Raw genomic sequence first — 24460 nt, 5'->3', positions numbered from 1 at the left:
AGGCTCCGGCAGGCTAGCGATCAAAGGGCGCAAGGTGGTTGTGGCGGCGCAACTGGCGAATCAGCCCGGCGTGGTCCAGTTCACCGTCGCCGGCCTCGACCATCGACTCGAACAGGCTGTCCACCAGGCTGCCCACCGGCAGTTCCAGGCCCAGGGAGCGGGCGTGGGCGAGGGCGGTATGGGTGTCCTTGAGTTGCCACTTGGCCATGCCGCCGGGGGTGAAATCACCGCCCAGCATGCGTTGGCCGTGCTGGCGCCAGATGGGTGAGTCGACAAAACCTCCCAGCAGCGCCTCATGGACCTTGGCCGGGTCGGCACCGCCGCGTTCGGCCAGCAGCAGGCCTTCAGCGACGGTGGCGATGGTGCTGGCGACGATCAACTGGTTGACCAGCTTGGCCAGCTCGCCGGTGCCGGCAGGTCCGACATGGACGGGTCGGCCCATGGCGGCCAATACGGTTTGGCCATGGGCAAAGGCTTCAGGCTCGCCGCCCACCATGATTGCCAGGGTAGCCTCGCGGGCGCCGCGCTCGCCGCCGGAGACCGGCGCATCGAGGTATTCCAGGCCCAGTTCGTGGCACTGCCTGGCTTGCGCGGCGGCCGTCTCCACGGGGATCGAGCTCATCACGATCACCAGCGCGCCACGGGCCAGGCCACGGGCTGCGCCGGCGTCGCCAAACAGCACGGCATCGCACGTCGGTCCGTCACTGAGCATGCACACCAGCACACCGGCACCCTCGGTGGCGGCAGCGGGGCTGGCGCACAGCGTGGCACCGGCTTGCGTCAGCTCGTTGGCCTTGTCCGGGGAGCGGTTCCAGACCTGCACGGCGAATCCGGCCTTGAGCAGGTTGCGCACCATGGGCTTGCCCATGATGCCGGTGCCGATGAAGGCGACGGGTTGAGCACTCATGCTTTGCCTCCTAAAGCGTCAATCTTGGGTGGCACAGGGGCCACGGTCACGGGCTCGCGCGGCATCAGCACCATGCCCAGGCCACCCAGCCCCACCAGCGCGGCGATGACCAGAAAGCCCGGTGTGTAGCTGCCGGTGACGTTGAACAGGTACCCGGTGAGGTACGGCCCGGTGAACCCGCTGAGGTTGCCGATGGAGTTGATCAAGCCGATGCCGGCAGCGGCGCCGACCCCGGTCAGCACTTGTCCTGGCACCGCCCAAAAGACATTGATGGCGCTGTACACGCCCATGGCCAGCAGGACGAAGCCGATCACAATGATCCAGGGCTGGTTGATCAGCAGCGCCAGGGCAATGGACGCGGCCGCCAGCATGGCGGCACCGCCGGCGTGCCAATGGCGCTCCTGCAGGCGGTCGGAGCGACGGCTCCACCCGATCATGGCCACTGCTGCCACCGCATAGGGAATGGCCGTGATCAAGCCGTTCTGCATCAGGCCGATTTCCAGGCCGAAGGACTTGCGGAACGAGGCCAGCACGGTCGGCATGAAGAAGTTCATGGCGTTGGAGCCGGAGGTGATGCCGAAGTACACCAACGCCAGCAGCCAGACCTGGCGGCTGGCCAAAGCCTTGCGCACCATCTGCGCCTTGGTCGGTTGCACGCCCACCACCAGCGGCTTGGCCTTTTCTTCCCGATCCAGGGTGTCAATCAGCCAGCTGCGCTGGGCGTCAGTCAGCCAGTGGGCATCGGCTGGTCGGTCGGTGAGGTAGAAGAAGCACACCACGCCGAGGATGATCGCCGGTACTGCCTCGGCGAAGTACATCAGCCGCCAGCCCACCACGCCGAGGCTGTCGCCCAGCTGCATCAGGCCCACCGACAGCGGGGCACCGAGGACCTGGGCGATGGGCACGCCGAGGTAGAAGGTGGCGATCATGCGCGCCCGGTAGCGCGCCGGGAACCACAGGGACAACAAGTAGATGACGCCAGGAAAGAACCCGGCCTCGGCAATGCCCAGCAAGACCCGCAGAGTGATGAAATGCCCGGCCGTCTGCAGAAAGCCCATGGCCCCGGCGATGATGCCCCAGGTGACCATGATCCGCGCCAGCCACACCCGCGCGCCGAAGCGGTGCAGCAGGACGTTGCTGGGGACCTCGAAGAGGAAATAGCCGAGAAAGAAGATCCCCGCGCCCAGGCCGTAGATGGTCTGGCTGATGCCGATATCGTCGTTCATGCGCAATGCGGCGAAGCCGACGTTGTTACGGTCGAGAAAAGCCACCACGAACAACAGGATGAGAAAGGGGATCAGGCGCTGGGTGACGCGCTTGATGGTTTGGCGTTCGATGTCCGAGATGTCCGGATGGGGGGTGATCATGGGCTGGGCCTCGCTGTTTTTATTGTTGTTGGCAGGGTGGCTGTGAATCCTTGGGACCGAGGCGCCTAGCTCGCGGTATCCTCGATATGCGCCCGCACGATCGCATCGAAATCGGCATCGGCGCTGAACCCCAGCGCTCGCGCTCGAGGCGCATCGACTCGGCTGGGCCAGCTCTCGACGATGCGCTGGATGGTCGCGTCGGGCTTCCACTCGATCAGCTTCACCACCTCCGGCCCTGCCACCCGTTGCAAGGCGGCCACCATGTCGGCCACGGTGGTGGTCACCCCCGGCAGCGGGATGATGCGCTGCTCGCCCAGGGTCTCGGGGGCGAGGGTCATGGCCCGCAACATGGATTCCACCACCCGCCGTGGCGAGGTCAGGTAGACCTGAGTGTCCGGGCGCACCGGGCACACCGCCGGCAAGCCTGCCAGCGGCTCGCGGATGATCGAACTGAAGAAGGTCGACGCCGCCTTGTTCGGCTTGCCCGGGCGCACGGCCACGGTGGGCAGGCGCAGCACCCGGCCATCGACAAAACCCTTGCGCGCATAGTCCGCCACCAACAATTCGCCCACGGCTTTCTGCATGCCGTAGGACGACTGCGGCGTCAGTGCAGTGTCGTCGTTGACCACCTCCGGCAACGTGCCGCCAAACACCGCGAAGCCACTGGCATAGACAAACCGGGGGCGGTTGCCTTGCTTGCGAAGGGTCTCCAGCAACGTCATCAGCCCGTGCAGATTCACCTGCATGCCGAGCTCGAAATCCGCTTCGGCCGCGGAACTGACCACAGCCGCCAAGTGCCACACCAAGTCGACGCCATCGGTGACCCGGGCCACCACTTTCGGGTCGGCGACGTCGCCAATGACCTGTTCGATGCGGGCGTCGTGGGGCACGTCTTCACCGGCAAAGGCATCGAACAGCACGATGCGCTCGATGGCGCGGGGGGCCTGACCTTCCAGGGCCAGGCTGTGCAGGTCGAGCAGGCGCTGGGCCAGTTGCTTGCCGATGAAGCCGGTGCCGCCGGTGATGAGAATTCGCATGGTGTGCTCCATTTTTATAGTTGTTAAGGCGTGGGGTGCCGGCTCAGTCCGCCTGCACCGTGCGCTGGCGTTGCTCGCCAAGGCCGGCAATCCCCAGGCGCATTTCCTGTCCCGCACGCAGGAACACCGGGTTCGGCTTGACGCCCAGGCCTACGCCGGGCGGCGTGCCGGTGGAGATGACATCGCCCGGTTGCAGGGACATGCAGCGGCTCAGGTAGGCGATCAGCGCCGGGATCTGAAACACCAGCGTGCGGGTGTTGCCGTTCTGGTAGCGGTGGCCGTCGACTTCCAGCCACAGGTCCAGCTGGTGCGGGTCGGCGATCTCGTCGCGGGTCACCAGCCAGGGGCCGAGGGGGCCGAAGGTGTCGAAACCCTTGCCCTTGTCCCAGGTGCCGCCGCGTTCCAGCTGCCATTCACGCTCGGACACGTCGTTGATCACGCAGTAGCCGGCGACATGGTCCATGGCGTTGCTTTCGTCGATGTAGCGACCGGCCTTGCCGATCACGACGCCCAGCTCCACTTCCCAATCGGTCTTGAGCGAGCCGCGAGGAATTTCCACGTCATCATTGGGGCCGCAGATGGCGCTGGTCCACTTGTTGAAAATGACCGGTTCCTTGGGCACGTCCATGCCGGATTCGGCGGCATGGTCGGCGTAGTTCAGGCCAATGCAGATGAACTTGCCGACCTGACCGACACAGGGGCCGATGCGGGGCGAGCCGCTCACAAGCGGCAGGCTTTCGGGGTCGATCTTGCTCAGGGCGTGAAGGCTGAAATCGGCCAGGGCATTGCCGGCGATGTCGGGAACCTGCCCAGAGAGGTCACGAATGTTGCCTTGTGAATCCAGCAGGCCGGGTTTTTCCTGGCCCTTGTCGCCGAAGCGCAGCAGTTTCATAAGAGTTCCTTGCAGGATTGACAGAGGTTCAGACGCTCATGCCGCCATCGATGACGTGCACGCCGCCTGTCGTGTAGGCACTGGCATCGCTGGCCAGGTACAGCGCCAATTGGGCAATCTCATCGGGCGAGCCGATACGGCCCATGGGCTGGCGGTCGACAAAGGCCTGATAGACCTGCGCTTCGCTGCGGCCTTGGTCTCGGGCCTGCTCGGCGATGCGCTGGCGCAACGACGGTGAGTCCACGGTGCCGGGGCAGATGCAGTTGCAGCGAATGCCCTGGCCGACATAGTCGGTGGCGACGGACTTGGTAAGGCCGATCACCGCCGCCTTGCTCGCCGAGTACGCCAGGCGGTTGGCGACGCCTTTAACGCTGGACGCCACCGAGGCCATGTTGACGATGCTGCCGTGTCCCGCCTCCAGCATGCCGGGCAGGAAAGCGCGGATCATGCGGTACATGGCCGTGACGTTGAGGTCGAAAGAAAATTGCCAGGCCTTGTCGTCACATTCGAGCAGGGCACCGCTGTGCACGTAGCCGGCGCAGTTGAACAGGGCGTCCAGCGGTCCGACCTGGCGGCACACGACGTCGATGGCGTCGGCCTGGGTCACGTCCAGTTGCAGGATCTGGATGCCGGGGATGTCGTGCAAGGCTTCGATGTGCAGGTCGGTGGCGATGACTTGCGCGCCGGCCTCCTGAAACGCCAGCACTGAAGCGCGGCCTATGCCTTGAGCGGCAGCGGTGATCAGCACACGTTTGTTGGCAAGGTTCATGGGCACTTGTCCGTTTCTTGTTTTGGGTTCGCCCCTAAAGCTAGTGCCACTTGCCGATAATCGCCAATGAGATATTCTCAAGCTTCAATAACCGGAGGTTATCGGATGGCGAACGTCGGCTTCAATCAACTGTGCAACTGGCTGCGCTTTCGCCATTTGGTGCTTATCGATACCCTGGCGCGCACCCAGAACATGCACGCTACGGCGCTGGAGATGAACATCAGCCAGCCGGCCGTGAGCAAGATGCTGCGCGAGGCGGAAAATCAGCTCGGTTTTGCCCTGTTCCAGCGCCTGCCGCGCAGCATGTCGCCTACCGACCTGGGCAGTCACGTGGCCCGCTATGCGCAGATTGCCCTGAATGACACGCGCCACTTCGTCGGTCAGGTCAATCACCTGCGCCAAGGCGGCCATGGCCTGCTCAAGATCGGCACGATCTTCGCGCCCACGGCAGTGGCGTTGCCGGCGGCGATTGTCGGGGTCAAACAGCGCTGGCCACTGCTGACGCTGGAGGTACTGGAAGGCACCAGCGCCAACCTGCTGAGCATGCTCGAACACAAGCAGCTGGATCTGGTGGTCGCCCGTTTCACCCTGGATCGCCACCGTCAGTTGTTCGACTTCCAGGCCCTGGCGCCGGAACCGCTGTGCCTGGTCACCGGCAGCCAGCACCCGCTGGCCGGCGCCCGGGAGATCCCGCTGGCCGACCTCGGCAGCTGGCCGTGGATCGTCTACCCCACCGGCACCCCCATGCGTGCGCGGCTGGAGCGGGCGTTCGCCGAGGCCGGGATGCAGACTCCGGGCAACACCGTGGAAACCATTTCCATGCAGACCACCCTGCAATTGCTGCAGACCGCGCCCATGGTCGCCATGCTCGCCGAGTCCATGGTCGAGCCGGATATCCAGGCCGGCCGCCTGACTCGTCTGCCGCTGCCGTTCCCGTTGGTGCTGGCGGATTACGGCATCATCACCCGGCGCAACGAGGTGCCGGGCTGGTCGGCCCAGGCGTTCATCGAAGAGCTGTTGAGCGGCGCCGACACACTGCGACAGGCGCGCCAGACGCCTCGATAACCTGGGGTTATCGAATGATTGAATGTCGTGATTGGGCACCGCGCCGCCGCTTGACTAGAGTGCAGCCACGCTTGGCCCCAACGGTCAGGGCGAGAAACGCTCAGCAGAGGCGCGTATGAAAACAATAAAGAGCTACAAGACCCTGACCATCGTCTTTCTGTTCATGATCGGCGTGGTCAACTACCTGGACCGCAGCGCGCTGTCCATCGCCAACACCTCGATTCAAAAGGACTTGAGCATTACCCCGACGGAAATGGGCGTCATGCTCTCGGCGTTTTCCATTGCCTACGCTTTCGCCCAGCTGCCGTTGGGCGCACTGATCGACAAGCTCGGCAGCAAGCTGGCATTGGGCGGCTCGCTGATCCTGTGGTCGGTGGCGCAGGCGGCCTTTGGCCTGTTCAGTGGCTACAGCCATCTGGTGGGGCTGCGGATTCTGCTGGGCATCGGCGAGGCGCCGGTGTTTCCGTCTGCGGCCAAGGCCCTCTCGGAATGGTTCGATACCCAGGAGCGCGGCACCGCCACTGGCTGGGTCTGGTCGTCGACGTGTATCGGCCCGTGCCTGGCGCCGCCGTTACTGACGGTGTTCATGGTGCACCTGGGCTGGCGCGGGATGTTCATCCTCACGGGCATCATCGGCCTGACCCTGGCCGCCTGCTGGTTCGCTTTCTACAAGAGCCAGGCGCAATACATGGCCCAGAGCGGGCGCGCCGAGCCAGTGGCGCCACTACAACCCGCAGCACCCCGTGTACCCCGCCTGCGCTGGGCCGCCATGTTCAAGGAGCGCAACACCTGGGGAGCCTTCCTCGGTTTCATGGGCGTGATCTACATGATCTGGCTGAACCTGACCTGGCTGCCAGGTTACTTCGAGCGTGAGCACGGCCTGGACCTGTACCGCACTGCCTGGGTGGTGGCGCTGGCCTATTTGTTCGGCGCCATCGGCACCATCGTTGCCGGCAAGGCCTGCGACCACCTGGTAGCCCGCGGCATGAAAGCCCTGGCCAGTCGCAAACTGATGGTGATTCTAGGGCTGGTGGGCGGCGCGCTGTTCACCCTGATCGTGGCGTTCACCACCAACGTGGTGGCTTGCGTGGCGTTGCTGTGCCTGACCATGTTCTTCATCAACATTTCCAGCGCCACGGCATGGATGATCGTCAACACCATCGTGCCCTCGGAGCGGGTGGCTTCGTTTGGCTCGATCCAGAATTTCGGTGGGTACCTGGCGGGGTCGATTGCGCCGATCTTGACCGGGTTCAGCGTGCAGCAGAGCGGTTCATTTTCCACGGCGTTCGTGATCAGTGCGGTGGTGGCGGGGTGTTCGGCGCTGGCTTATTTCTTGTTGTTGAAGGAACCGGTGGTAAAGGCGGTGGTTTTGCAGGGGAAGGTCGTGGCGGTTTGAGGCCGGGCTGGCTCAAGATCTCATCAACACGCCCCCTCGGCCGAGGGGGCGTGTTGATGAACGCTTCAGGTCAACTGCTCTGCAAACGCCTTGTCCGCCTCCAGCACCGCTGGCAATGCTTCAAACAATTTGTCCAGATCCACGCCCTCGAACAGCGGTCCGCTCAACGCCTTGCGCGCCTCGGGCGTGGCGCCGCCATGGGCATGCAAGGCCTCGGACACCGCAATCGACTGTGCCAGCAACCGGGGCAATGGCGCATTGTCCGGGGCCTGCATGGGGTTGTTCTGAAAGGCGATGGCGTGCTGGATCAAGGCTGGCAGGTTCCACCGCCGTGCCAGTTCGGCGCCCACTTCGGGGTAGCCGAAGCCCAGTTGCAGGGTTTCATGGGCCGCCTGGCCACCCGCCGTGCGCGAGGTGCTGGCGGCGTTGATCTGTTCGGCGAACTGCGGCGCTCCGGTCTGAATCAGCAGTTCACCGATGTTGTGCATCACCCCGCAGGTGAAAGCGATTTCCGCGTCCACCCCGGTTTGCCGGGCCAGGGAGCGGGCAATGCCGGCGACCTGAAAGCTCTTGAGCCAGAAGCCCTTGAGGTCGAACGAGGGGTCGGTCTTGAACGCCCCGGTCACGGCCGAGGCCAGCACCAGGGTGCGCAGGGTGTTGAAGCCCAGGCGCAGCGCTGCGTCCTCGATGCTCAGCGACGCACGCGAGCCGCGAAAGCGCGCGGAGTTGGCCAGGCGCAGAATCTTGGCCGCGATCACCGGGTCTTTTTCGATGTTGCGCGCCACGCTTTCCAGGCTGGAGGAAGGGTTGTCGAACTGCTGGATCAGGTCCTGGGCCACTTTGGGGATGCTGGGCAGGCTGTGCAGCTCGGCGAAGAGCTTTTCGATGTCCATGGGTCAATCCTTTTCTTCAGCGGGTTACCCAACGATAGGCAATTTTCAGCCATGTGCACGGCCCCGCTTGCGTCTTTATTGGAAGCTGGCGCGGTACTTGTTCACGGCGGCCATGGCGCAAGCCTCGTCCTTGTCACCTCCCGGTGCACCGGACACGCCAATACCGCCGATCACCTGCCCGGATGCCCGGCGCAAGGTCACGCCGCCGGGCACGAAGAGCACTTCGGGGATGGTGTTCAAGGCCCCGTTGGCCGGCCCGTCGAGCTTGGCGGCCATGATTTCGCTGGTGGTGTTCTTGTTGAACGCCAGGCCGTAGGAAAAGGCGGTGTAGGCCTTGCGGTAGGCCACCGACAGCGACTGCAAGGGCACGGTGTCGCCCTTGATCACCGCCTGTTCATGGCCTGAAGGATCGACCACCGCGGCGGTCACCGAATAACCCTGGGCAGCACAGGTCTGCACGGCTTCGGCGGCCAACTGCTCGGCGGTCTGCCAAGGCAGTTTTTGCGTGGTGATCAGGGGCAGGGGAGCGGCCTGGGTGGTGCTGGCCAGCAGGGCCAGGCCCGACAGGGTCAACCAACGGGGCAGGGTCAACGGCATTCAGTTCATCCTCATCAATGAATGGGTTCATTGAAAGACTAGACGCTGAAACCGGTTTCATCCGCTTTTCGACTAGCGATAACCCTGTGCCTGCAAATCGAACAACTGGGCATAGCGCCCAGACGCCGCCATCAGGCTGGCGTGATCGCCCCGTTCAAGAATGCGCCCGTGCTCCAGCACGATGATGTGGTCGGCACTGCGCACGCTGGAGAAGCGGTGGGAAATCAGCAGCGTCATGCGGCTCTTGGCGTGGGCGCGGAAATGCTCGAACACCGCGGCTTCCGCGTTGGCATCCAGCGCCGCAGTGGGTTCGTCGAGAATCAACAGATCGGCCTCACGGCGCATGTAGGCGCGAGACAGCGCGATTTTTTGCCATTGGCCGCCGGAGAGCTCCTGGCCGTCGGCGAACCAGCGGCCCAACTGGGTGGCGTAGCCGTGCTCCAGACCTTCGATGAACTCGGCCGCAGTGCCTTGGCGCGCGGCCTCGCGCCAGCGCGCCTGATCATCGAAGGCGTCGACGTCACCCACGCCCAGGTTTTCTCCGGCGGTGAACTGGTAGCGTAGAAAGTCCTGGAAGATCACGCCAATGCGCCGGCGCAGGGCGTCTTCCTGCCAGTCTTGCAGGTCGCTGCCATCGAGCAGGATGCGCCCGCCGTCCGGCGGGTAGAGGCGGGTGAGCAGCTTGATCAGGGTGGTCTTGCCCGAACCGTTTTCGCCCACCAGCGCCAGGCTCTGTCCAGGGCGCAGGTGCAGGTCGATGCCGGCCAGGGTCGCGCGGCTGGCGCCGGGGTAGCTGAAGCTGAGGTCTTCACACCGCAGGCCATCGCCGGGGTGGCGGCCCTCGGTCAGCTCGCCGCGGCTGACGCCCACCGGCTGGGCCAGGTATTCATAGAGATCGGACAAGTACAGGCCGTCTTCATACAGCCCGCCGATGGCGGCGAGGCTGGCGCTGATGGCGGCCTGGCCTTGCTTGAACAGCACCAGGTACATGGTCATCTGGCCGAGGGTGGTGCGCCCGTCGATGGTGTCCACCACCACCCAGGCATAGGCCAGGTAGAAAGCGGCCGTGCCCAGCAGGCCGAGGCCGAACCCCCAGCTATCGCGGCGCAGGGTCAGGCGGCGGTCCTCCACATACAAGCGCTGGAAGGTATCGCGGTAGCGCTGCAGCAGCCGCTCGGCAAAGCCGAACAGCTTGACCTCCTTGATGTTGGCCTCGTGGGACAGCAGCGTTTCGATGTACGTCTGGCGCCGGGTCTCGGGCGCGCGGCGGGAGAACAGGCGAAAGGCGTCGCCGGAAAAGTGCGCCTCGGCAAAGAACACCGGCAGGGCGCCCACCACCAGAATCACCAGGGCCCAGGGCGAGAAATGCACCAGCAGCACGGCGAAACTCAGCAGCGAGATGAGGTTCTGCACCAGCCCCAGCGAGCGGGTCACCAGCCCCAGCGGCCGGGTCGAGGCCTCCCGGCGCACGCGCACCAGGCGGTCATAGAATTCGGAATTCTCGAATTGCAGCAGGGACAGCTGCTGGGCCTTTTCGAGGATCAACAAGTTGACCTTCTGCCCCAGCTGCACCCGCAGAAGCGCCTGCTGAACCGACAGCGCGCGCTGGCTCGCGGCCAGCAGGGCGAGCACTGCCGCTTCCGCCAGTACCCAGCGCAGCACCGGCCAGAGCGGCGCATTGCCTTGGGCACTGTGCAGTTGCATGGCGGCCAGCACCGCGTCGACGATGCGCTGGCCCAGCCACGCCGCGAGAGCGGGCAGCACACCGGCCAGCAGGGTGGCGAGCACCAGCCCCATGAACAACCCGCGCGAGGTGCTCCAGACCAGTCCCAGCGCGCGGTGGCTCTGTGCAGTGAAGGCTTTGAACCGGGGGTAGAAAGCCATGGACGCCTCAGGTAGTGGTCAGATGTTCAGGTAGGCCAGCAGGCCCAGTACCAGACTCAGACCCGCCGCACCCAGCGACAGTTTCTCCAGCCATTCCTTGCGGGTGAGCAGGGTCATGGCCGCCAGGGAAATGGCCACCTGAATCGCCGTCATCGCCTGCGCCCAGCGGTGGTGCGAATGCAGGATCTGTTCGGATTTTTCGTCCCACTCATGGGCCTGGGCTTCCAGCTCCTCGGCTTTCTTGCGTGCCGCTTCCTTGTCGGTCTTGTAGCGCTCTGCTTCGCCCTGATAGTGGCTGGCATCCATCCCTGGAATGTGGCTGGCGAGGTCGGCGAGGTTCTGCCGGCTGGACTTGGCCTGATAGTAGTTCCATTGGTTGGACGCCTCGGTCTTGACGATGGCCGCATTGTTCTTGTCCATCGCCGCCTCGCTTTCGGTGGAACCGGCCTGGTAGCTGAGCAGCGCACCGAGGGTGGCCATGATCGCCGTCATCACCGCAATCTTGCTGGCAAAGCCATCACCGCTGGCGTGGGCGTGTTCCACGTGGTGTTCATGGGGGCTGGGAACTTCGTACTGCTCGGACATGAACGCGGAGGCCTCTTGCTGCTGAAACAGATGTTGATGCGGGGATATGGCGTGCCGGTGGCGGCGCGAATATAGGGCAAAACCCCATGGACGAAAAGGGCCAGCCGAGGGGTCGATGCAAAGCTTCATCTGCATGCTTTTATTGAACCCCTCGCCACTGCCGTCGGTCACTGGAAAAATGGATCCTCGACTACACTCGCGGATGACTTCGAATAATCACAAGAACGCTGCCGCCATGATTTCCCATCTTGAACTGCGTCAGATCATCGAATCCGCATTCCTGCCCTTGCAGTGCCAGTGCACCATTGCCCCCGATGGCTCGATGACGGTCAAGGTGGCCGGCCCGCAGACCGAGCATGTGTACCTGTTGGCCACCGGGATTCAGACCGCGTCCTTGACGACAGTGCGCGCCATTTCCAATCTGATCGCCGAATTGCGCATCGAAATGCGCGCCAATCGCGACGGTCGACGCTCCAGCGGTGGCTGAGCGGGGATGCTAGAGTGCGCGCTTTCGCCAAGGAATCTGTTCATGCACAAATTTCCCCTGGGCCTTCTGGGGCTGTGTCTTTCATTGGGCGGTTGCGTCGGCCACAACATGACCAGCACCCGGGCGGGTGGCCCGACCCGGGTGCTGAGCAGCGAGAAGCCAGCGTTGCGCGTGGCAGAATGCGTGGAATTTTCCTGGCAGAACGATGCGATGTTCGGGATCGATGCCAATGCCTACCTGAACAAGGGCGCCGACGGTGTGCTGACCGTTTACACCCGGGAAGCGGCTTATCTCGCCGATGTGAAAGCGGCCGGGGCCGGGGCCAGCATCACCTTTTATGCGCCGGCCCAGAGCAGCGAAGTCACCGGCAAGCGCCTGGCGGCCTTGGCCACCTGCCTGTGATGAATGGCTGCCTCACGCCTCGGCGCCGGCTTCGCGGCTCTCGTCGTATTCGAACAGCGCACTGATGCGCCAGGCCGCGAACAGCGCCACCAGCAAACCGGCAAACGCCAGCCACGCGGACAACTCTGCGCGGCGCTCGGCCCACTCCAGGCCGTTTTCCAGGGTGCAGGGGGCCGCTTCGCTGTTGGCGCGGTAGATTTCGCCGGCCAGGGTGGTCAACTGATAGACCTTGCCAGCCGCCTGCCAGACCCTTACGTCTTCATGACCGCTGAAATTCGATTGGTCATGGCGATAACCGCCGCAGGCCCCGTCCACGGGGTAGAGGTGCTCGTTGACCCGCACCTGCAGGGTAAACAGGTGCGGGTTCATGCTGCGCACCAGCTGGGTGTGGGCTCGGGTGGATTGCATGTCTTGCAGCGAAGGCATATTCAACTGAAAGAACAGGCTCTGGATCAGCCCGGCAAAACCCAACAGCACCGCGCAGCGCACCACCGTAAACCAGCCGTGGTAGCGATCGGTCCGGCAGTTCCACAACTTCAACCAGGCGCGGGGGCTCGCCATCAGCTCTTTAACGGTCACTTGCATGCTGGTAATCCTTGGAAAACCCTGAGTGTTGCGTGGTGGTCGAGAGCGAATGGAGGCTCGCAGCTATCTATGGCAGGCACCTCTGGATCGGCCCTCGGCGGGCAAACTTTAATCAGTGGACAGTCCGCGGTGAAACTTTCCGGAAAAACCGCGGTCGCTTGCCCAATGTACCTAGCTTGGTGGCTATCTGCTATGGCTTTTTGTCAGGGCTGGGCACAAAGCTCCAAGACTGGCTTTGCACCCTTCAGAAAGAGGCGGACGGGCCGACACAGGGTGTGATCGCAAAAGTTACGGGGTGTCGATGATCGCCGCCATCGATGACATTTCATGCAGCGGTCCCACCGCCGGTTCGAGATGCTCACAATGATTGCAGTCATTACACAAATAGTGCGGCGGCTGACGGCGCCCCCGATCGACAACCCTGAATTGCTCAAGGCGCAATACCTGGCCCTGGCCCGGCAGTTACCCTTGATGTACATCATTCTGCTGGTCAACACCTGGGCCCTGGCCGCCACCCACATGAGCACGGCGCCCTGGTGGCTGACCATTGGCGTGCCCTGCGTGCTCACCGTGGTCAGCCTGCGGCGTGCCTTGATGTGGCGGCGCCTGTACGGCCTGACCCCGGAAACCGCGCAGATCATTCATATCCTGACCCGCACCAATCGGCTCGCACCCATTATCGCGGCGGCCTTTGCCGGGTGGTCGCTGTCGCTCTACCCCTATGGCGACAGCTACGCCCAGGCTCATGTGGCGTTTTTCATGGCGATCACGGTGATCGTCTGCATTTTCTGCATGATGCATCTGCGTCCGGCGGCATTGATCGTTACGGCGGTGGTCAACACGGCCTTCGTGATCTTTTTTGCCTCCACCCGAAATCCCACGTTCATCGCCACGGCGGTGAACATCGTGCTGGTGTCCGGCGCCTTGCTGGTGGTGCTGCAGAACCACTATCGAGACTTCACCAGCCTGGTCAACATGCAGTCCCGCACCGCCAAGTTGAGCAACGAGAATTTGCGTCTGGCCAACGAGGACAGCCTGACCGGGCTGCCCAATCGCCGGCAGTTCTTCAGCTCCCTGGACATGGCACTGCAACGGGCGCAGCGTGAGGGGCTTCGGTTGGCAGTGGGCATCCTCGACCTGGACGGGTTCAAGCCGGTGAACGACCTGTATGGCCACAGCGTGGGTGACCGCCTGCTGATTCAGGTGGGCCAGCGCCTGGCCGAGTTGGCCGATGCCCATACCCACGTGGCGCGGCTGGGAGGCGACGAGTTTGCCCTGATCTTCACCGACGGGCGCGATGATGACGCGCTGCATGTGGTCGGGCAGGCCATCTGCGCCCGCCTGCAAGTGCCCTTTCAGTTGGTGGATGTGCCGATTTTGATCGGTGCCTCGCTGGGTATCGCCACTTGGCCGGACATGGCCAGCAGTGCGACCGAGGTCTATGAGTTCGCCGACTATGCGCTGTACCAGAGCAAACGTCACAACGCCGGCAGCATGTGCCTTTTCTCTCCCCGGCAGCACGAGCAACTGCATCGCGATGCCATGACCGAGCAGGCGCTGCGCAAGGCTGATCTGGATGAGGAATTTCATGTGCTGTTCCAGCCTATCCTCGATTGCGTCACCGGCCGTACCGTGGCATTCGAAGCCCTGGCGCGGTGGACCAGCCCCGAGTTGGGCGCGGTGTCCCCGGCGCGCTTCATTCCGGTGGCCGAGCACATCGGTTTGATCACCCACTTGACCCTGCCGCTGTTGCGCAAAGCCCTGCAGGCCGCGGCAGCCTGGCCTGGCGACGTGCGTCTGGCGTTTAATCTGTCGGCCCACGATTGTGCGTCGCCGGGCAGTGTACAGGCCATTGTCGATGTGATCGCCAGCAGTGATTTCGATGCCGCACGGCTGGACCTGGAAATCACCGAGACCGCAATCATGCAGGACATTGTCCAGGTACAGAATGCGATCGGCAGCTTCCGACGCCTGGGCTGCGGGATCTCGCTGGATGATTTCGGTACCGGCTATTCCAGCCTCAGCCAGTTGCACGCGCTGGCCTTGACCAAGTTGAAGATCGATCGCAGTTTCGTGACCGATATTCATCAGAAGCCGGCCAGTTACAAGATCGTCAAATCACTCATCGCCCTGAGCCAGGACATGGCGCTGGGCTGCGTGGTGGAAGGGGTGGAAACGGCAGCCGAAATGGCTGCCTTGCGCAGCCTCGGTTGCACCTGGGTGCAGGGGTATCTGTTTTCGGTGCCTATCCCGTTCAGCCAGACCTTGACCTGGCTGGAACGGGATCTTGCCTGAACCGTGGATTCAGGTGGTCACGACCTTAAGGGGTCGTGCCTTTGGGACCTCGGTGCCGAACAGCGCCAGGTTGAGCAGGCTCATGCGGCCCACGGCCTTTTTCAGCAGCACCGGCAAGACCAGGCCGCAGGTCATGCTGACCAGAAACGTCAGGCCGGTGGAGTGGATGTTCAGCTTGTTGAGCAGTATTCGACCGCCCGCCGTGCCGAACACATGGAACAGGTAGATCTCGAACGAGTTGCCGCCGAGCCACGCCAAGGGCGCGAAGTAGCGCCGCTGGGTGATCAGGGTGTAGATGGCGGTCAGGCCCATCGCGGTACCCAGTACCTGCAGTTGCGGGTCGCTGAAGTTGAAGCGGCCCAGCAAATAGCCTTGGTCAAGGACCACCATGGCCACCAACACGGCGCCGATCATGGCCTTCAGCGAAGGCGTGACGAACAGGTCGCGAAAGCGGTTGACGCCCAGGCCCAGCAGGAAGAAAGGCAGCAGGTGGACCGCCCGGTCCATGCTGAACAGTTCGGGGAACTGATCATAGTTATAGGCGGCGATCAACGAGAGGGCCCCCACCACGCCAAACTGTTTGAGCGACAGCAGCAAGCCGGCTTTTTCCAATACCGCAATCAGAGCAAAGATGCACAGGATCGACTGCAGGAACCAGAAATGCGCATAACCGAAGAAGTAGATTCGGTACATGTCCGCCCATTGCGGCGGATTGTTGGTGTTGGGTATCAGCGCCTGGGAAATGAAGAAGAGGGTGGAGACCACCAGCATCGGTATGGCGATACGACGGAACTTGCCCTGGAAAAACGGGCTGAGCGGGCGGTCCATGGTCAACGGCCGCAACGCATAGACAAAGCCGGAAATGGCCGTGAACAAGGGCATTCGCACATAGACCAGCGTTTCGTACAGATAGCGCAGGGTCGAATCGTCGGCAACGCGCATACCGGTGTCCATTGAATCGCCGATCACATGGCCTGCCACCATCAGAAACAGGGCAAGCCCTCGGAGGGTATCTATCCCAACATCTTTTTTCTTTGGGTCAAGAAAATGCTGTCGCATGGGCGAAATCCTTATTCGGGTCCAGTACGGAAAGAGCAGATCCAGTGCTTTCCAGACGACATACAGGAAACCAACAGCCAGGAACAACCTAGATCATGGAGAATACTTTCGAGTTGAATGTTTGTAAAGTTATTGGGTCGCTGAATTGGCATATTGCCTATCACGTCACGTCATAATTATTAACCCCTTGTTTTAAATAGTATTATTTTCGCGAGGAGGGTGTTTTCTCCCGTCCTTGGCAGTACTAAACAGCAGGTTGACCCTCCGCGCAGTTATGGCATTACGCCACAGTTGTTGCGGTGTTCCGTTCTTTTAACGGGCTGTTTGACAGGTCGACGGTAAAGGCACAGGGCGTTTTAATTCTCTGTCGCAGGCGCGGAAGTGCCGGACGGGTTGGTTGAATTCCGTTCGTCCGGCTAAATGAGCGGTGCAGTTGTAGCTATGAGCCACTACTTGAAGACTGCGATCTTGAAGTCTGCAATGATGTGACCGAGGTCTATGCCTGTTGCCGGCGAACTTGTCATGCCGGTGGTCGGTAACGCTGGGCGTACCGCAATGATGTCGATATAATGGCATTGCCCACTGACACGGACGTTTCTCATGATCAAACTCATCGCTTCACTGGCGTTGTCGCTGGCCCCTTTTGCCATGGCGGCGGCCGATGCCTTCAAGTGCGTCGACCGTGAAGGGCGGGTGACCTTTGCCCAAGTCCCCTGTGCGCCGGAGCAAGGCCGTGCCACCTGGGCAGCCAGTACGTTGCATACCAAGCTCTACAGCCTTGACCCCGAAGCCGACACCCCGCAGAAGGTCAACGAAAAGGCCATCAAGATTCTGCAGTCGGGTTACAACGTCAAGCACACCTACACCGTCAAACGAATTCCCATCAGCGAACCGCCCAAGACCCCCCCTGAACCACGGCCTCGGCCTGCGTTCGAGGCCTGCAACAGTGCCCCGAACGCGCGTTATTGCGGGCAGTGAGCGGGTTTACCAAAGCGGTGCCGGTGCGCTCAGGGCGCTGCTGATAAGCTCGATGGCGCGCTCGACATCCCCCGTCCGGGTATAACGGCCCAGGCTGATGCGCAGGCTGCTCAAGGCCTGGCTCGGGCTCAGGCCCAGCGCCAGCAGCACGTGCGAGGGCGCGGCACTGGCCGAGTTGCAGGCCGAAGTGGACGACAGCGCCAGCACGCCGCTCAGGCTGGCGGCGTTGAAGCCGGGGCGGTCAATCGCCAGGTTGATGGTGTGGGGGATGCGTTGTTCGCCACAGCCATTCAGGCGCACCCCCGGCAAGGCCAGCAAGGCGCTGCGAAAGCTTTGGCTCAGGGCCTGGATGCGTTCTCGCTCCTCGGCCTGCACTGCTCCAGCCAACGCAAAGGCGCTGCCCATGCCAACGATCTGGTGGGTAGCCAGGGTGCCCGAGCGCATGCCTTGCTCGTGGCCGCCGCCATGGATCTGTGCGTCCAGTGCCCCGCGGGCACGCGGGCCGACATACAGAGCGCCAATCCCCTTGGGACCGTAAGTCTTGTGGGCCGAAAACGACATGAGATCGACCTCCAGTCCGCGCAGGTCGATGGCCACCTTGCCGCTGGCCTGGGCAGCGTCCACATGCAGCAGCGCACCATGCCCGCGCACCAGGGCGCCGATACGGGCGATGTCGGTCAAGGTGCCCAGTTCGTTGTTGATCAGCATCAGCGACACCAGCAGGGTGTCGGGGCGCAGGGCTGCGGCCACGGCGGCGGGTTGGATCAGGCCCTGGGCATCGGGTTGCAGCCACGTCACCTGCGCGCCCAGAGATTCCAGCTGCTTGACCGTGTCGATCACGGCCTTGTGTTCGATGGCGCTGGTAATGATGTGCCGGCGTTGGCCGGTGGCGGCCTGGTGCACGCCCTTGATTGCCAGATTGTTGGATTCGGTCGCGCCGGACGTCCAGATGATGTCGCAGGCGTCGGCCCCGACCAGCTCGGCCACCTGGCGCCGCGCCTGCTCCACCGCCTGGCGCGCGCGACTGCCGTAGGCATGGGAACTGGAGGCCGGATTGCCGAAATTGCCCGCCTGACCGAGGCACTCCACCATGGCCTTGATGACCTGATCGTCCACGGGGGTGGTGGCGGCGTAGTCAAGATAGAGCGGGGCTGGGTGCTGTTGAGGGGTCATGGGGAGCCTGGATTTCGACTGAAAAGGAATAAACAGGTTACCGTCGTCTGCGTGCAAAAAAATTGATTGATGATCGGAGGTTTGCCCGAAAATACGGAAAATATTCTCTAGAATGGCAGTTTGACCGAGAAAATATTGCGAGGTCCGTGATGGACAAGTTTGACCGCGCCATTCTGCAGATTCTTCAGGACGACTGTACCCGCCCCGTGGCCGAGATTGCCGAGCGCATCGGGCTGGGCAGCACCGCCTGCTGGCGGCGGGTACAAAAGCTGGAAGAGTCGGGCCTGATCCGCCGCCGGGTCGCCTTGCTCGACCCCCGTGCCTTGAACGTGGCGGTCACGGTATTCGCCGCCATCCGCACCAACCAGCACAATGCCGACTGGCTGGAACACTTCCACGCCACGATCGCCACCTTGCCCCAAGTGATGGAGTGCTACCGTATGGCCGGTGATACCGATTACATGTTGCGCATGGTGGTTCCGGATATTGCGGGCTATGACGCGGTCTACAAGCAGCTGATCCGGGTACCGGGCATCACCGATATCAGTTCCAGTTTCGCCATGGAGCAGATCAAGTCGACCACCCAATTGCCCTTGCACTATGTGCCCGCCAGTTAGGCGCAGCCCTATTCAACTTTCCTGCAAAGCGTCAATCCGGTAATCTCTCACCACTTGAACAGGGGAAAAACAGGATGCACAGCAAGCCGCCAAGCAACGTCGATATTGAATCTCGCCTGGTTATCCCCCGCGCGGAAATTCGTGGCAAAGGAGCCTTCATCCTCACCGGCCCCTCCAGTTGCGGCAAAGGTGAACTCGCCCAGGCCCTCTGCGATGCCTTGAGCATCCCGCAGGAGCGCTGGCTTTCGATGGGCAACATTCTTCGGCACTCGTTCGAGCACGCCAAGGAATACCCCGATTTCGCCAAGACACTGCAGAGCAAATACGGGATCAGCGACGCCACGCCGATCCTCGAATGCGAAGACGCCACCGAAGAACTGGTCACCAAGGTCGGGGTTCACCGAGAGGCGCTCGAGGGTTTTCTCAAGGACCGCCGCCCGGCTGACAGCGCGGGTGAAAACTGGCGCACGACCAGCCAGCTGGAATGGCTGGAGTACTGCACCATCAACGGTCTGCTGGTGCCCAATCGGTGGACTCAGGCACTGATCGAGGCGCACATCGAACTGTTCGCCACCGAAGTCGACCAGCCGTTCATCGTCGATGGCTACCCGCGCACCAAGGCGGCGGCGATGCATTTGCTGGAGGTTTTCAAGCGCAACGAGATCCCGGTCCTGAAAGTGCTGCACTTGAGCATCAGCAAGCAGCAGATGCTGCGCCGTGCCGGCAAGCGTCAGCGCATGGACGACAACAACCAGGCGCTGCTCAAGCGCTATGAGTTCTATGTCGAAAGTGTGCAGCCAAGCGTCGACTACCTGAAGGACGAGGTGGGCTCGGACAAGGTGGCATTGATCGACGCGCACCAGCCGCACTACGACCTTGTCGGTGGGGAGAAGGTGTTCAACCTGGACCGTTCGATCAACAACGTGGTGTATGCCGCGTTGATCAGCATCGGCTTGTCCAACGTGCTGGCCAGGTCGCTGGTGGCTTCGCGGCAGCATTGATGGCCTGCCGCTTCTGGTAGGACCGGGTTTGCTCGGGGAGACGCTGCCACCGATTTTGCCGGGGGTGGCGTCGATTCCGGAGCAAGGGCGGCCCTGCAAGCGCTATCGTTCATCTGAATGGCCAGATAGGGCAGGGATGTAAAGGCTATACAGTTATAACGATCTGCTTATTTATTCTTTTTAAATATCTTCCGGTCGGCGCATTCTAGGCTCACTTCCACAGGAGCACTGCCCATGACCATCAAGGCAATTAACGTCCGCAACCAGTTCCGCGGCACCGTGAAGGAAATCATCGAAGGTCCGGTGGTCTCCGAAATCGACGTGCAGACCCCCGCCGGCATTGTCACTTCCGTGATCACTACGCGCTCTGTTCATGAGCTGGAATTGGTGATCGGCAGTGAAGTGATCGCTTTTGTTAAATCCACGGAAGTGTCCATCGCCAAGCTGTGACAGAACACCGCACCCAGGCGCAGGTGAAAATGGACTAACGGTTACATTTTCGTTTGAACTTGTAACGAAAGGTTGCGTAGAATGAGCACCAAGGCAGTCGTCGTACAACGCGCGCTGACCTACCCAATAATAAAAGCCCGTCCCCCATGACGGGCTTTTTTCGTTTTCAGTTCCCGATTTCCTGCTTGCAACCATTTCCCCGAGAGGTTTTACACCATGTTGCTGCGTCTGGTCTTGATGCTGCTTTCCCAAGCGTTCAAGCGTGTTTCCGCGGGTATCGCGTCGATGCGTCGTGAATCCGACGTTCTGGCCCAAACCGATCGTGTCGACGATGAGGCAGAAGGCTTCTCCAAAAGCGCGATCATGGTGATCGCGGCGCTGGCGCTTTATATCGCCGGTGGCCTGGGCTACTACGCCAAGGTTCACGTCTGGGATGGCTTGACGCCGCAGCAAAAAGACTTCGTGATTCACTCGATGATGGTGGATCAGCAGGTTCTTTAATGTTCATTGTTGAGTGAAACGAAAAAAAGCGCCCACTCCAGGCGTTTTTTTTCGTCTGTAACAACCCAGCCCACAGTAGGGCGCCCCCCGGCCGTTGCCGTTGCCGTTGCCGTTGCCGTTGCCGTTGCTCTGGCTCTGGCTCTGGCTCTGGTTTTTGATCTGCTTTTGATCTGCTTGTGATCTTGATTGTCCGCGCCCTCAGCAGGCCGAACGGAACAGCGCGGGAGTGGGGGAGCGAGGCAGGAAGCCGAGCTAGCGCCGTAGGCCATGGATGGCCGTACGGCGCGACCCCACGGAGCGCTGTGGAGTGAGGGAACCCGGAGCGAAGCGTAGGGCCAATGCGGGCGCGGAGGCCTTTTGCTTACTTTTGGGCCTTTCCAAAAGTGAGTCGCCGTAAGGGCGAAAAGGTGAGTCTGCACCAACACGTAAAACGGATTAGCTCACCGAAATGTGGGTCGTTACGACGATCTTCAAGTAGGTCCCTATGACGATCTCAGAGTTGCTATTGAAATCTGCTAGCTTATCCGGCATCTCCAGGGTGGCCGAAGGCCCCTTTCGCTTTTACAGCGACTCCCTTTTGGAAAGGCCCAAAAGGAAGCAAAAGGCCTCCGCACCCGCATTGGCCCTCCGCTGCGCTACGGGTTCCCTCCTTGCGCATCGCTCCGTGGGGGTCGCGCTGTACGGCCATCCATGGCCTACAGCGCTAGCTCGGCTTCCTGCCTCGCTCCCCCCACTCCCGCGCTGCTCCAGTCGGCCTGCTGAGGGCGCGGACAGTCAAGATCACAAGCAGATCAAAAGCCAGAGCAACAGCCAGAGCAACAGCCAGAGCAACAGCTACAGCAATAGCCCGGTGTGCGTGCAGGCCGGAGAGCGTAGTTGATTTTTTGGTTCTGAATTAATTTGACATAATTGATTTGTGATCACATATTGGCCGCCACAAGATCAAAAAGAACAGGCTCGCCCCATGACCGATCAACCGACCCTGCTGCCCACCCTGCGCCAAGTCTCTCGCGACACGATGCAAGAGCAGGTCTACCGCCAACTGCGCGAAGCGCTGATGAGCGGGCGTTTTCAGCCTGGGCAGAAACTCACCATCCGCGGTCTCGCCGAAGCCCTGGGCTCCAGCCCCATGCCCGTGCGCGAAGCCCTGCACCGCCTCAGCGCCGAAAACGCCTTCGAAGTCACCGAAACCTCCCGTCTGCGAGTGCGCATGATGACCCCCGACCGGCTGCGCGAGATTCGCGACGCTCGGGTCGCCCTCGAAGGGCTGCTGGCCGAAAAGGCCGTGCTGCACCTCACCGCCCTCGACCTCAAGGAAATCAACAGCATTTGTCAGCAGATGCAGGACGCCGCCGACAAGGTCGACGTGTCCCGCTACCTGTGGACCAACTTCGCCTTCCATCGGCGGATCTACGCCGTGGCCAAGGCCGACCTGACCATCGCCGCCGTGGAAAATTTCTGGCTGCACATGGGCCCCTGTTTCGCCCTCGTGGCCCCGGATCGGGAGCACCTTGCGCGCTCGATGCAGGCGCACAACCGCATCGTCGACGCCCTCACGGCGCGCGATGGCGGCGCGGCGCGGGCGGCGGTCACCGACGACATCATGCAGGCGGCCGATTCCCTGGCCCGCCTGCTCGTCAAGAACGGCCCCAAGCGGTCGAGTGTCTCTGGAGGTAAAAGCGCATGAGTGTCCTGCAACGGCTAGTGCCCTACCAAGGGTTGAGGGTTCTGATCTCCGGCGGCGCGGCCGGTATCGGGGAAGTGCTGGCGGCAGCCTATATCGAAGCGGGCGCACGGGTGCATGTGTGCGACGTCAACGAGTCGGCGGTGGCGGCCTTTGCCGAGCGCTATCCCGGCACCGTGGCGACCCGCGCCGACGTCGGCAACGGCGGGCAGATTGCCCATGTCTTCAAGGTCCAGCGCGAGCAGTTCGGCGGCCTCGATGTACTGGTCAACAACGCCGGCATTGCCGGGCCCACCGGTGGCATCGACACGGTGAGTGACGAGGACTGGCAACGCACCATCGACATCAACCTCACCGCCCAGTACCGCTTTGCCCATCACGCTGTGCCGCTGTTGCGCGAATCGCCCCACGCGCACCTGATCCATATCGCCTCGGTGGCCGGGCGCCTGGGTTATGCCTGGCGTACCCCGTATGCAGCCACCAAGTGGGCCATTGTCGGCTTGATGAAATCCCTGGCCTCGGAGCTCGGCCCTGACGACATCCGGGTCAATGCGTTGTTGCCCGGCATTGTCGAAGGTCCGCGCATGGACGGCGTGATTCGTGCCCGGGCCGAGCAATTGAACGTGCCGTTCGAGGAAATGCGCGAGGAATACCTCAAGAAGATTTCCCTCAAGCGCATGGTCACTGCCGAAGACGTCGCCGCCATGGCCCTGTTCCTTTGTTCACCGGCCGCGCGCAATGTCACCGGCCAGGCAATCAGCGTGGATGGCAACGTCGAATACCTGTAAGCCCTTCAACCACCGATTTCGCTTCAACTACACGCAGTGCATCTCATAAAAATATAAATGGAGAGCCTCATGTCCAAGTCAAAACCCATCATCATCACCTGCGCCGTGACCGGTGCGATTCACACGCCCTCCATGTCGCCCTATTTGCCGATCACCCCGGACCAGATCGCCGAAGCCGCGATTGGTGCCGCCCAGGCCGGTGCCTCCATCGTCCACCTGCATGCCCGCGACCCCGAGGACGGCAAGCCGACCCAGGATCCGGAAATGTTCATGCGCTTTCTGCCGCAGATCAAGGCCGCCAGCGACGTGGTGATCAACCTGACCACCGGCGGCGCGCCGACCATGGGCGTGGAGGAGCGCCTGCAACCGGTGATGCAACTCAAGCCCGAGTTGGCCTCGCTGAACATGGGCTCGATGAATTTCGGCCTCTATGAAATGCTCAACCGCTTCACCGAGTTCAAGCACGACTGGGAGCGGCCGTACCTGGAAGACAGCGACGACCGGATCTTCCGCAACACCTTCCGCGACATCACCTACATCCTCAATTCCTGCGCCGAAAACCGCACCCGATTCGAGATCGAGTGCTACGACATCGGCCACCTGTACACCGCCGCGCACTTCCTGGAACGCGGCCTGCTCAAGGCGCCGTTGTTCATTCAGTCGGTGTTCGGTTTGCGTGGCGGCATCGGTGCGCACCCCGAAGACCTGGCGCACATGCGACGCACCGCCGACCGCCTGTTTGGCGACGCCTACGTCTGGTCGATCCTCGGTGCCGGCAGCCGGCAGATCCCGCTGGGCACCATGGGCCTGGCCATGGGCAGCAACGTGCGCGTGGGGCTGGAAGACTCGCTGTGGGACGGTCCGGGCCAACTGGCGGCGACCAACGCAGCGCAGGTCACGCGGATTCGTACAGTGATCGAAGCCCTCGGGCGTCGGGTCGCCACACCGGATGAGGCGCGGGAAATCCTCGGCCTCAAGGGCGGCGACCAGGTCGGTTTCTGAACACCGCCGATCACACCTCTATTCCGATAAAAACAAGAGGGATCAC

Annotated in this window: 25 protein-coding genes; 13 read left to right on the top strand and 12 right to left on the bottom strand. The window is 62.3% G+C overall.

Going from position 1 to position 24460, the window contains the following annotated elements:
• Window positions 1-13 precede the first annotated feature (13 nt).
• The 5 genes from HB675_RS23070 to HB675_RS23050 form a co-directional block, all read right to left on the bottom strand.
• On the bottom strand, window positions 14-907 hold the full coding sequence (locus tag HB675_RS23070) for an NAD(P)-dependent oxidoreductase (protein WP_213881471.1): 894 nt from the start codon (window positions 905-907) through the stop codon (window positions 14-16).
• Window positions 904-2274: an MFS transporter gene (locus HB675_RS23065; protein ID WP_213881470.1), complete on the bottom strand. Its 1371-nt coding sequence runs from the start codon at window positions 2272-2274 to the stop codon at window positions 904-906. The genes HB675_RS23070 and HB675_RS23065 overlap by 4 nt, the downstream gene beginning before the upstream one ends.
• Window positions 2275-2339: 65 nt before the next feature.
• Window positions 2340-3311 (bottom strand): D-erythronate dehydrogenase, encoded by a 972-nt coding sequence (gene denD, locus HB675_RS23060; RefSeq protein WP_213881469.1) that lies wholly within the window; start codon window positions 3309-3311, stop codon window positions 2340-2342.
• A gap of 43 nt (window positions 3312-3354) precedes the next feature.
• Entirely contained in the window at window positions 3355-4203 is an 849-nt protein-coding gene (locus HB675_RS23055) for a fumarylacetoacetate hydrolase family protein (protein WP_213881468.1), read from the bottom strand.
• A gap of 28 nt (window positions 4204-4231) precedes the next feature.
• The gene (locus HB675_RS23050) at window positions 4232-4972 is read right to left on the bottom strand and encodes an SDR family oxidoreductase (RefSeq protein WP_213881467.1); all 741 of its coding nucleotides are present in this window, start codon (window positions 4970-4972) and stop codon (window positions 4232-4234) included.
• A 105-nt stretch (window positions 4973-5077) separates the two neighbouring features.
• Between HB675_RS23050 and HB675_RS23045 the strand changes: the two genes are divergently transcribed.
• Window positions 5078-6037 (top strand): LysR family transcriptional regulator, encoded by a 960-nt coding sequence (locus tag HB675_RS23045; protein WP_213881466.1) that lies wholly within the window; start codon window positions 5078-5080, stop codon window positions 6035-6037.
• Between the two features lie 115 nt (window positions 6038-6152).
• Entirely contained in the window at window positions 6153-7433 is a 1281-nt protein-coding gene (locus tag HB675_RS23040; protein ID WP_213881465.1) for an MFS transporter, read from the top strand.
• Window positions 7434-7498: 65 nt separating this feature from the next.
• On the opposite strand, the gene HB675_RS23035 is transcribed toward HB675_RS23040, so the two are convergent.
• From HB675_RS23035 to HB675_RS23020, 4 genes are all read right to left on the bottom strand, one after another.
• Window positions 7499-8326 (bottom strand): HDOD domain-containing protein, encoded by an 828-nt coding sequence (locus HB675_RS23035; RefSeq protein WP_213881464.1) that lies wholly within the window; start codon window positions 8324-8326, stop codon window positions 7499-7501.
• Window positions 8327-8401: 75 nt separating this feature from the next.
• Window positions 8402-8923, bottom strand: a complete 522-nt coding sequence (locus HB675_RS23030; protein WP_213881463.1) for a heme-binding protein — start codon at window positions 8921-8923, stop codon at window positions 8402-8404.
• 72 nt (window positions 8924-8995) lie between these two features.
• Window positions 8996-10807, bottom strand: coding sequence for an ABC transporter ATP-binding protein (locus tag HB675_RS23025; RefSeq protein ID WP_213881462.1), 1812 nt, complete (start codon window positions 10805-10807; stop codon window positions 8996-8998).
• Window positions 10808-10825: 18 nt separating this feature from the next.
• Entirely contained in the window at window positions 10826-11392 is a 567-nt protein-coding gene (locus HB675_RS23020) for a DUF4337 domain-containing protein (RefSeq protein WP_213881461.1), read from the bottom strand.
• 235 nt (window positions 11393-11627) lie between these two features.
• Here HB675_RS23020 and HB675_RS23015 point away from each other — a divergent pair, with 235 nt between their 5' ends.
• On the top strand, window positions 11628-11879 hold the full coding sequence (locus HB675_RS23015) for a DUF1652 domain-containing protein (protein WP_213881460.1): 252 nt from the start codon (window positions 11628-11630) through the stop codon (window positions 11877-11879).
• A gap of 42 nt (window positions 11880-11921) precedes the next feature.
• Complete coding sequence (locus HB675_RS23010; RefSeq protein WP_213881459.1) at window positions 11922-12281, top strand: hypothetical protein; 360 nt, start codon at window positions 11922-11924, stop codon at window positions 12279-12281.
• Window positions 12282-12293: 12 nt separating this feature from the next.
• On the opposite strand, the gene HB675_RS23005 is transcribed toward HB675_RS23010, so the two are convergent.
• Complete coding sequence (locus HB675_RS23005; protein ID WP_213881458.1) at window positions 12294-12866, bottom strand: hypothetical protein; 573 nt, start codon at window positions 12864-12866, stop codon at window positions 12294-12296.
• A gap of 363 nt (window positions 12867-13229) precedes the next feature.
• Between HB675_RS23005 and HB675_RS23000 the strand changes: the two genes are divergently transcribed.
• Complete coding sequence (locus tag HB675_RS23000; RefSeq protein WP_213881457.1) at window positions 13230-15161, top strand: EAL domain-containing protein; 1932 nt, start codon at window positions 13230-13232, stop codon at window positions 15159-15161.
• A gap of 9 nt (window positions 15162-15170) precedes the next feature.
• Here HB675_RS23000 and HB675_RS22995 read toward each other — a convergent pair whose 3' ends face one another.
• Window positions 15171-16220, bottom strand: coding sequence for an acyltransferase (locus HB675_RS22995; protein ID WP_213881456.1), 1050 nt, complete (start codon window positions 16218-16220; stop codon window positions 15171-15173).
• Window positions 16221-16820: 600 nt separating this feature from the next.
• Here HB675_RS22995 and HB675_RS22990 point away from each other — a divergent pair.
• Window positions 16821-17198, top strand: a complete 378-nt coding sequence (locus HB675_RS22990) for a DUF4124 domain-containing protein (RefSeq protein WP_213881455.1) — start codon at window positions 16821-16823, stop codon at window positions 17196-17198.
• A 6-nt stretch (window positions 17199-17204) separates the two neighbouring features.
• Here the strand turns inward: HB675_RS22990 and HB675_RS22985 are convergent, their stop codons facing one another.
• The gene (locus tag HB675_RS22985; protein ID WP_213881454.1) at window positions 17205-18371 is read right to left on the bottom strand and encodes an aminotransferase class V-fold PLP-dependent enzyme; all 1167 of its coding nucleotides are present in this window, start codon (window positions 18369-18371) and stop codon (window positions 17205-17207) included.
• 149 nt (window positions 18372-18520) lie between these two features.
• On the opposite strand from HB675_RS22985, the gene HB675_RS22980 reads away from it, so the two are divergent.
• From HB675_RS22980 to HB675_RS22950, 7 genes are all read left to right on the top strand, one after another.
• On the top strand, window positions 18521-18988 hold the full coding sequence (locus tag HB675_RS22980) for an Lrp/AsnC family transcriptional regulator (RefSeq protein ID WP_213881453.1): 468 nt from the start codon (window positions 18521-18523) through the stop codon (window positions 18986-18988).
• A 74-nt stretch (window positions 18989-19062) separates the two neighbouring features.
• Window positions 19063-19989, top strand: coding sequence for a nucleoside monophosphate kinase (locus HB675_RS22975; protein WP_213881452.1), 927 nt, complete (start codon window positions 19063-19065; stop codon window positions 19987-19989).
• A gap of 234 nt (window positions 19990-20223) precedes the next feature.
• Window positions 20224-20439, top strand: coding sequence for a TOBE domain-containing protein (locus HB675_RS22970; RefSeq protein WP_213881451.1), 216 nt, complete (start codon window positions 20224-20226; stop codon window positions 20437-20439).
• A 216-nt stretch (window positions 20440-20655) separates the two neighbouring features.
• Window positions 20656-20940: a hypothetical protein gene (locus HB675_RS22965; RefSeq protein WP_213881450.1), complete on the top strand. Its 285-nt coding sequence runs from the start codon at window positions 20656-20658 to the stop codon at window positions 20938-20940.
• A 964-nt stretch (window positions 20941-21904) separates the two neighbouring features.
• Window positions 21905-22627 (top strand): GntR family transcriptional regulator, encoded by a 723-nt coding sequence (locus HB675_RS22960; protein ID WP_213881449.1) that lies wholly within the window; start codon window positions 21905-21907, stop codon window positions 22625-22627.
• Window positions 22624-23412 (top strand): SDR family oxidoreductase, encoded by a 789-nt coding sequence (locus tag HB675_RS22955; protein ID WP_213881448.1) that lies wholly within the window; start codon window positions 22624-22626, stop codon window positions 23410-23412. The genes HB675_RS22960 and HB675_RS22955 overlap by 4 nt, the downstream gene beginning before the upstream one ends.
• Window positions 23413-23481: 69 nt before the next feature.
• Window positions 23482-24414: a 3-keto-5-aminohexanoate cleavage protein gene (locus HB675_RS22950; RefSeq protein ID WP_213881447.1), complete on the top strand. Its 933-nt coding sequence runs from the start codon at window positions 23482-23484 to the stop codon at window positions 24412-24414.
• The last annotated feature ends 46 nt before the right edge of the window (window positions 24415-24460 follow it).

The organism is Pseudomonas sp. dw_358 (assembly GCF_018449655.1).
GTDB lineage: Bacteria > Pseudomonadota > Gammaproteobacteria > Pseudomonadales > Pseudomonadaceae > Aquipseudomonas.
This window is presented reverse-complemented; position numbering and strand designations above follow the sequence as displayed.

What these genes read in the sequence shown, in the direction of transcription:
- HB675_RS23070 (WP_213881471.1), bottom strand. Translation starts at nt 907, where the DNA reads ATGAGTGCTCAACCCGTCGCCTTCATCGGCACCGGCATCATGGGCAAG.
- HB675_RS23065 (WP_213881470.1), bottom strand. Translation starts at nt 2,274, where the DNA reads ATGATCACCCCCCATCCGGACATCTCGGACATCGAACGCCAAACCATC.
- denD (WP_213881469.1), bottom strand. Translation starts at nt 3,311, where the DNA reads ATGCGAATTCTCATCACCGGCGGCACCGGCTTCATCGGCAAGCAACTG.
- HB675_RS23055 (WP_213881468.1), bottom strand. Translation starts at nt 4,203, where the DNA reads ATGAAACTGCTGCGCTTCGGCGACAAGGGCCAGGAAAAACCCGGCCTG.
- HB675_RS23050 (WP_213881467.1), bottom strand. Translation starts at nt 4,972, where the DNA reads ATGAACCTTGCCAACAAACGTGTGCTGATCACCGCTGCCGCTCAAGGC.
- HB675_RS23045 (WP_213881466.1), top strand. Translation starts at nt 5,078, where the DNA reads ATGGCGAACGTCGGCTTCAATCAACTGTGCAACTGGCTGCGCTTTCGC.
- HB675_RS23040 (WP_213881465.1), top strand. Translation starts at nt 6,153, where the DNA reads ATGAAAACAATAAAGAGCTACAAGACCCTGACCATCGTCTTTCTGTTC.
- HB675_RS23035 (WP_213881464.1), bottom strand. Translation starts at nt 8,326, where the DNA reads ATGGACATCGAAAAGCTCTTCGCCGAGCTGCACAGCCTGCCCAGCATC.
- HB675_RS23030 (WP_213881463.1), bottom strand. Translation starts at nt 8,923, where the DNA reads ATGCCGTTGACCCTGCCCCGTTGGTTGACCCTGTCGGGCCTGGCCCTG.
- HB675_RS23025 (WP_213881462.1), bottom strand. Translation starts at nt 10,807, where the DNA reads ATGGCTTTCTACCCCCGGTTCAAAGCCTTCACTGCACAGAGCCACCGC.
- HB675_RS23020 (WP_213881461.1), bottom strand. Translation starts at nt 11,392, where the DNA reads ATGTCCGAGCAGTACGAAGTTCCCAGCCCCCATGAACACCACGTGGAA.
- HB675_RS23015 (WP_213881460.1), top strand. Translation starts at nt 11,628, where the DNA reads ATGATTTCCCATCTTGAACTGCGTCAGATCATCGAATCCGCATTCCTG.
- HB675_RS23010 (WP_213881459.1), top strand. Translation starts at nt 11,922, where the DNA reads ATGCACAAATTTCCCCTGGGCCTTCTGGGGCTGTGTCTTTCATTGGGC.
- HB675_RS23005 (WP_213881458.1), bottom strand. Translation starts at nt 12,866, where the DNA reads ATGCAAGTGACCGTTAAAGAGCTGATGGCGAGCCCCCGCGCCTGGTTG.
- HB675_RS23000 (WP_213881457.1), top strand. Translation starts at nt 13,230, where the DNA reads ATGATTGCAGTCATTACACAAATAGTGCGGCGGCTGACGGCGCCCCCG.
- HB675_RS22995 (WP_213881456.1), bottom strand. Translation starts at nt 16,220, where the DNA reads ATGCGACAGCATTTTCTTGACCCAAAGAAAAAAGATGTTGGGATAGAT.
- HB675_RS22990 (WP_213881455.1), top strand. Translation starts at nt 16,821, where the DNA reads ATGATCAAACTCATCGCTTCACTGGCGTTGTCGCTGGCCCCTTTTGCC.
- HB675_RS22985 (WP_213881454.1), bottom strand. Translation starts at nt 18,371, where the DNA reads ATGACCCCTCAACAGCACCCAGCCCCGCTCTATCTTGACTACGCCGCC.
- HB675_RS22980 (WP_213881453.1), top strand. Translation starts at nt 18,521, where the DNA reads ATGGACAAGTTTGACCGCGCCATTCTGCAGATTCTTCAGGACGACTGT.
- HB675_RS22975 (WP_213881452.1), top strand. Translation starts at nt 19,063, where the DNA reads ATGCACAGCAAGCCGCCAAGCAACGTCGATATTGAATCTCGCCTGGTT.
- HB675_RS22970 (WP_213881451.1), top strand. Translation starts at nt 20,224, where the DNA reads ATGACCATCAAGGCAATTAACGTCCGCAACCAGTTCCGCGGCACCGTG.
- HB675_RS22965 (WP_213881450.1), top strand. Translation starts at nt 20,656, where the DNA reads ATGTTGCTGCGTCTGGTCTTGATGCTGCTTTCCCAAGCGTTCAAGCGT.
- HB675_RS22960 (WP_213881449.1), top strand. Translation starts at nt 21,905, where the DNA reads ATGACCGATCAACCGACCCTGCTGCCCACCCTGCGCCAAGTCTCTCGC.
- HB675_RS22955 (WP_213881448.1), top strand. Translation starts at nt 22,624, where the DNA reads ATGAGTGTCCTGCAACGGCTAGTGCCCTACCAAGGGTTGAGGGTTCTG.
- HB675_RS22950 (WP_213881447.1), top strand. Translation starts at nt 23,482, where the DNA reads ATGTCCAAGTCAAAACCCATCATCATCACCTGCGCCGTGACCGGTGCG.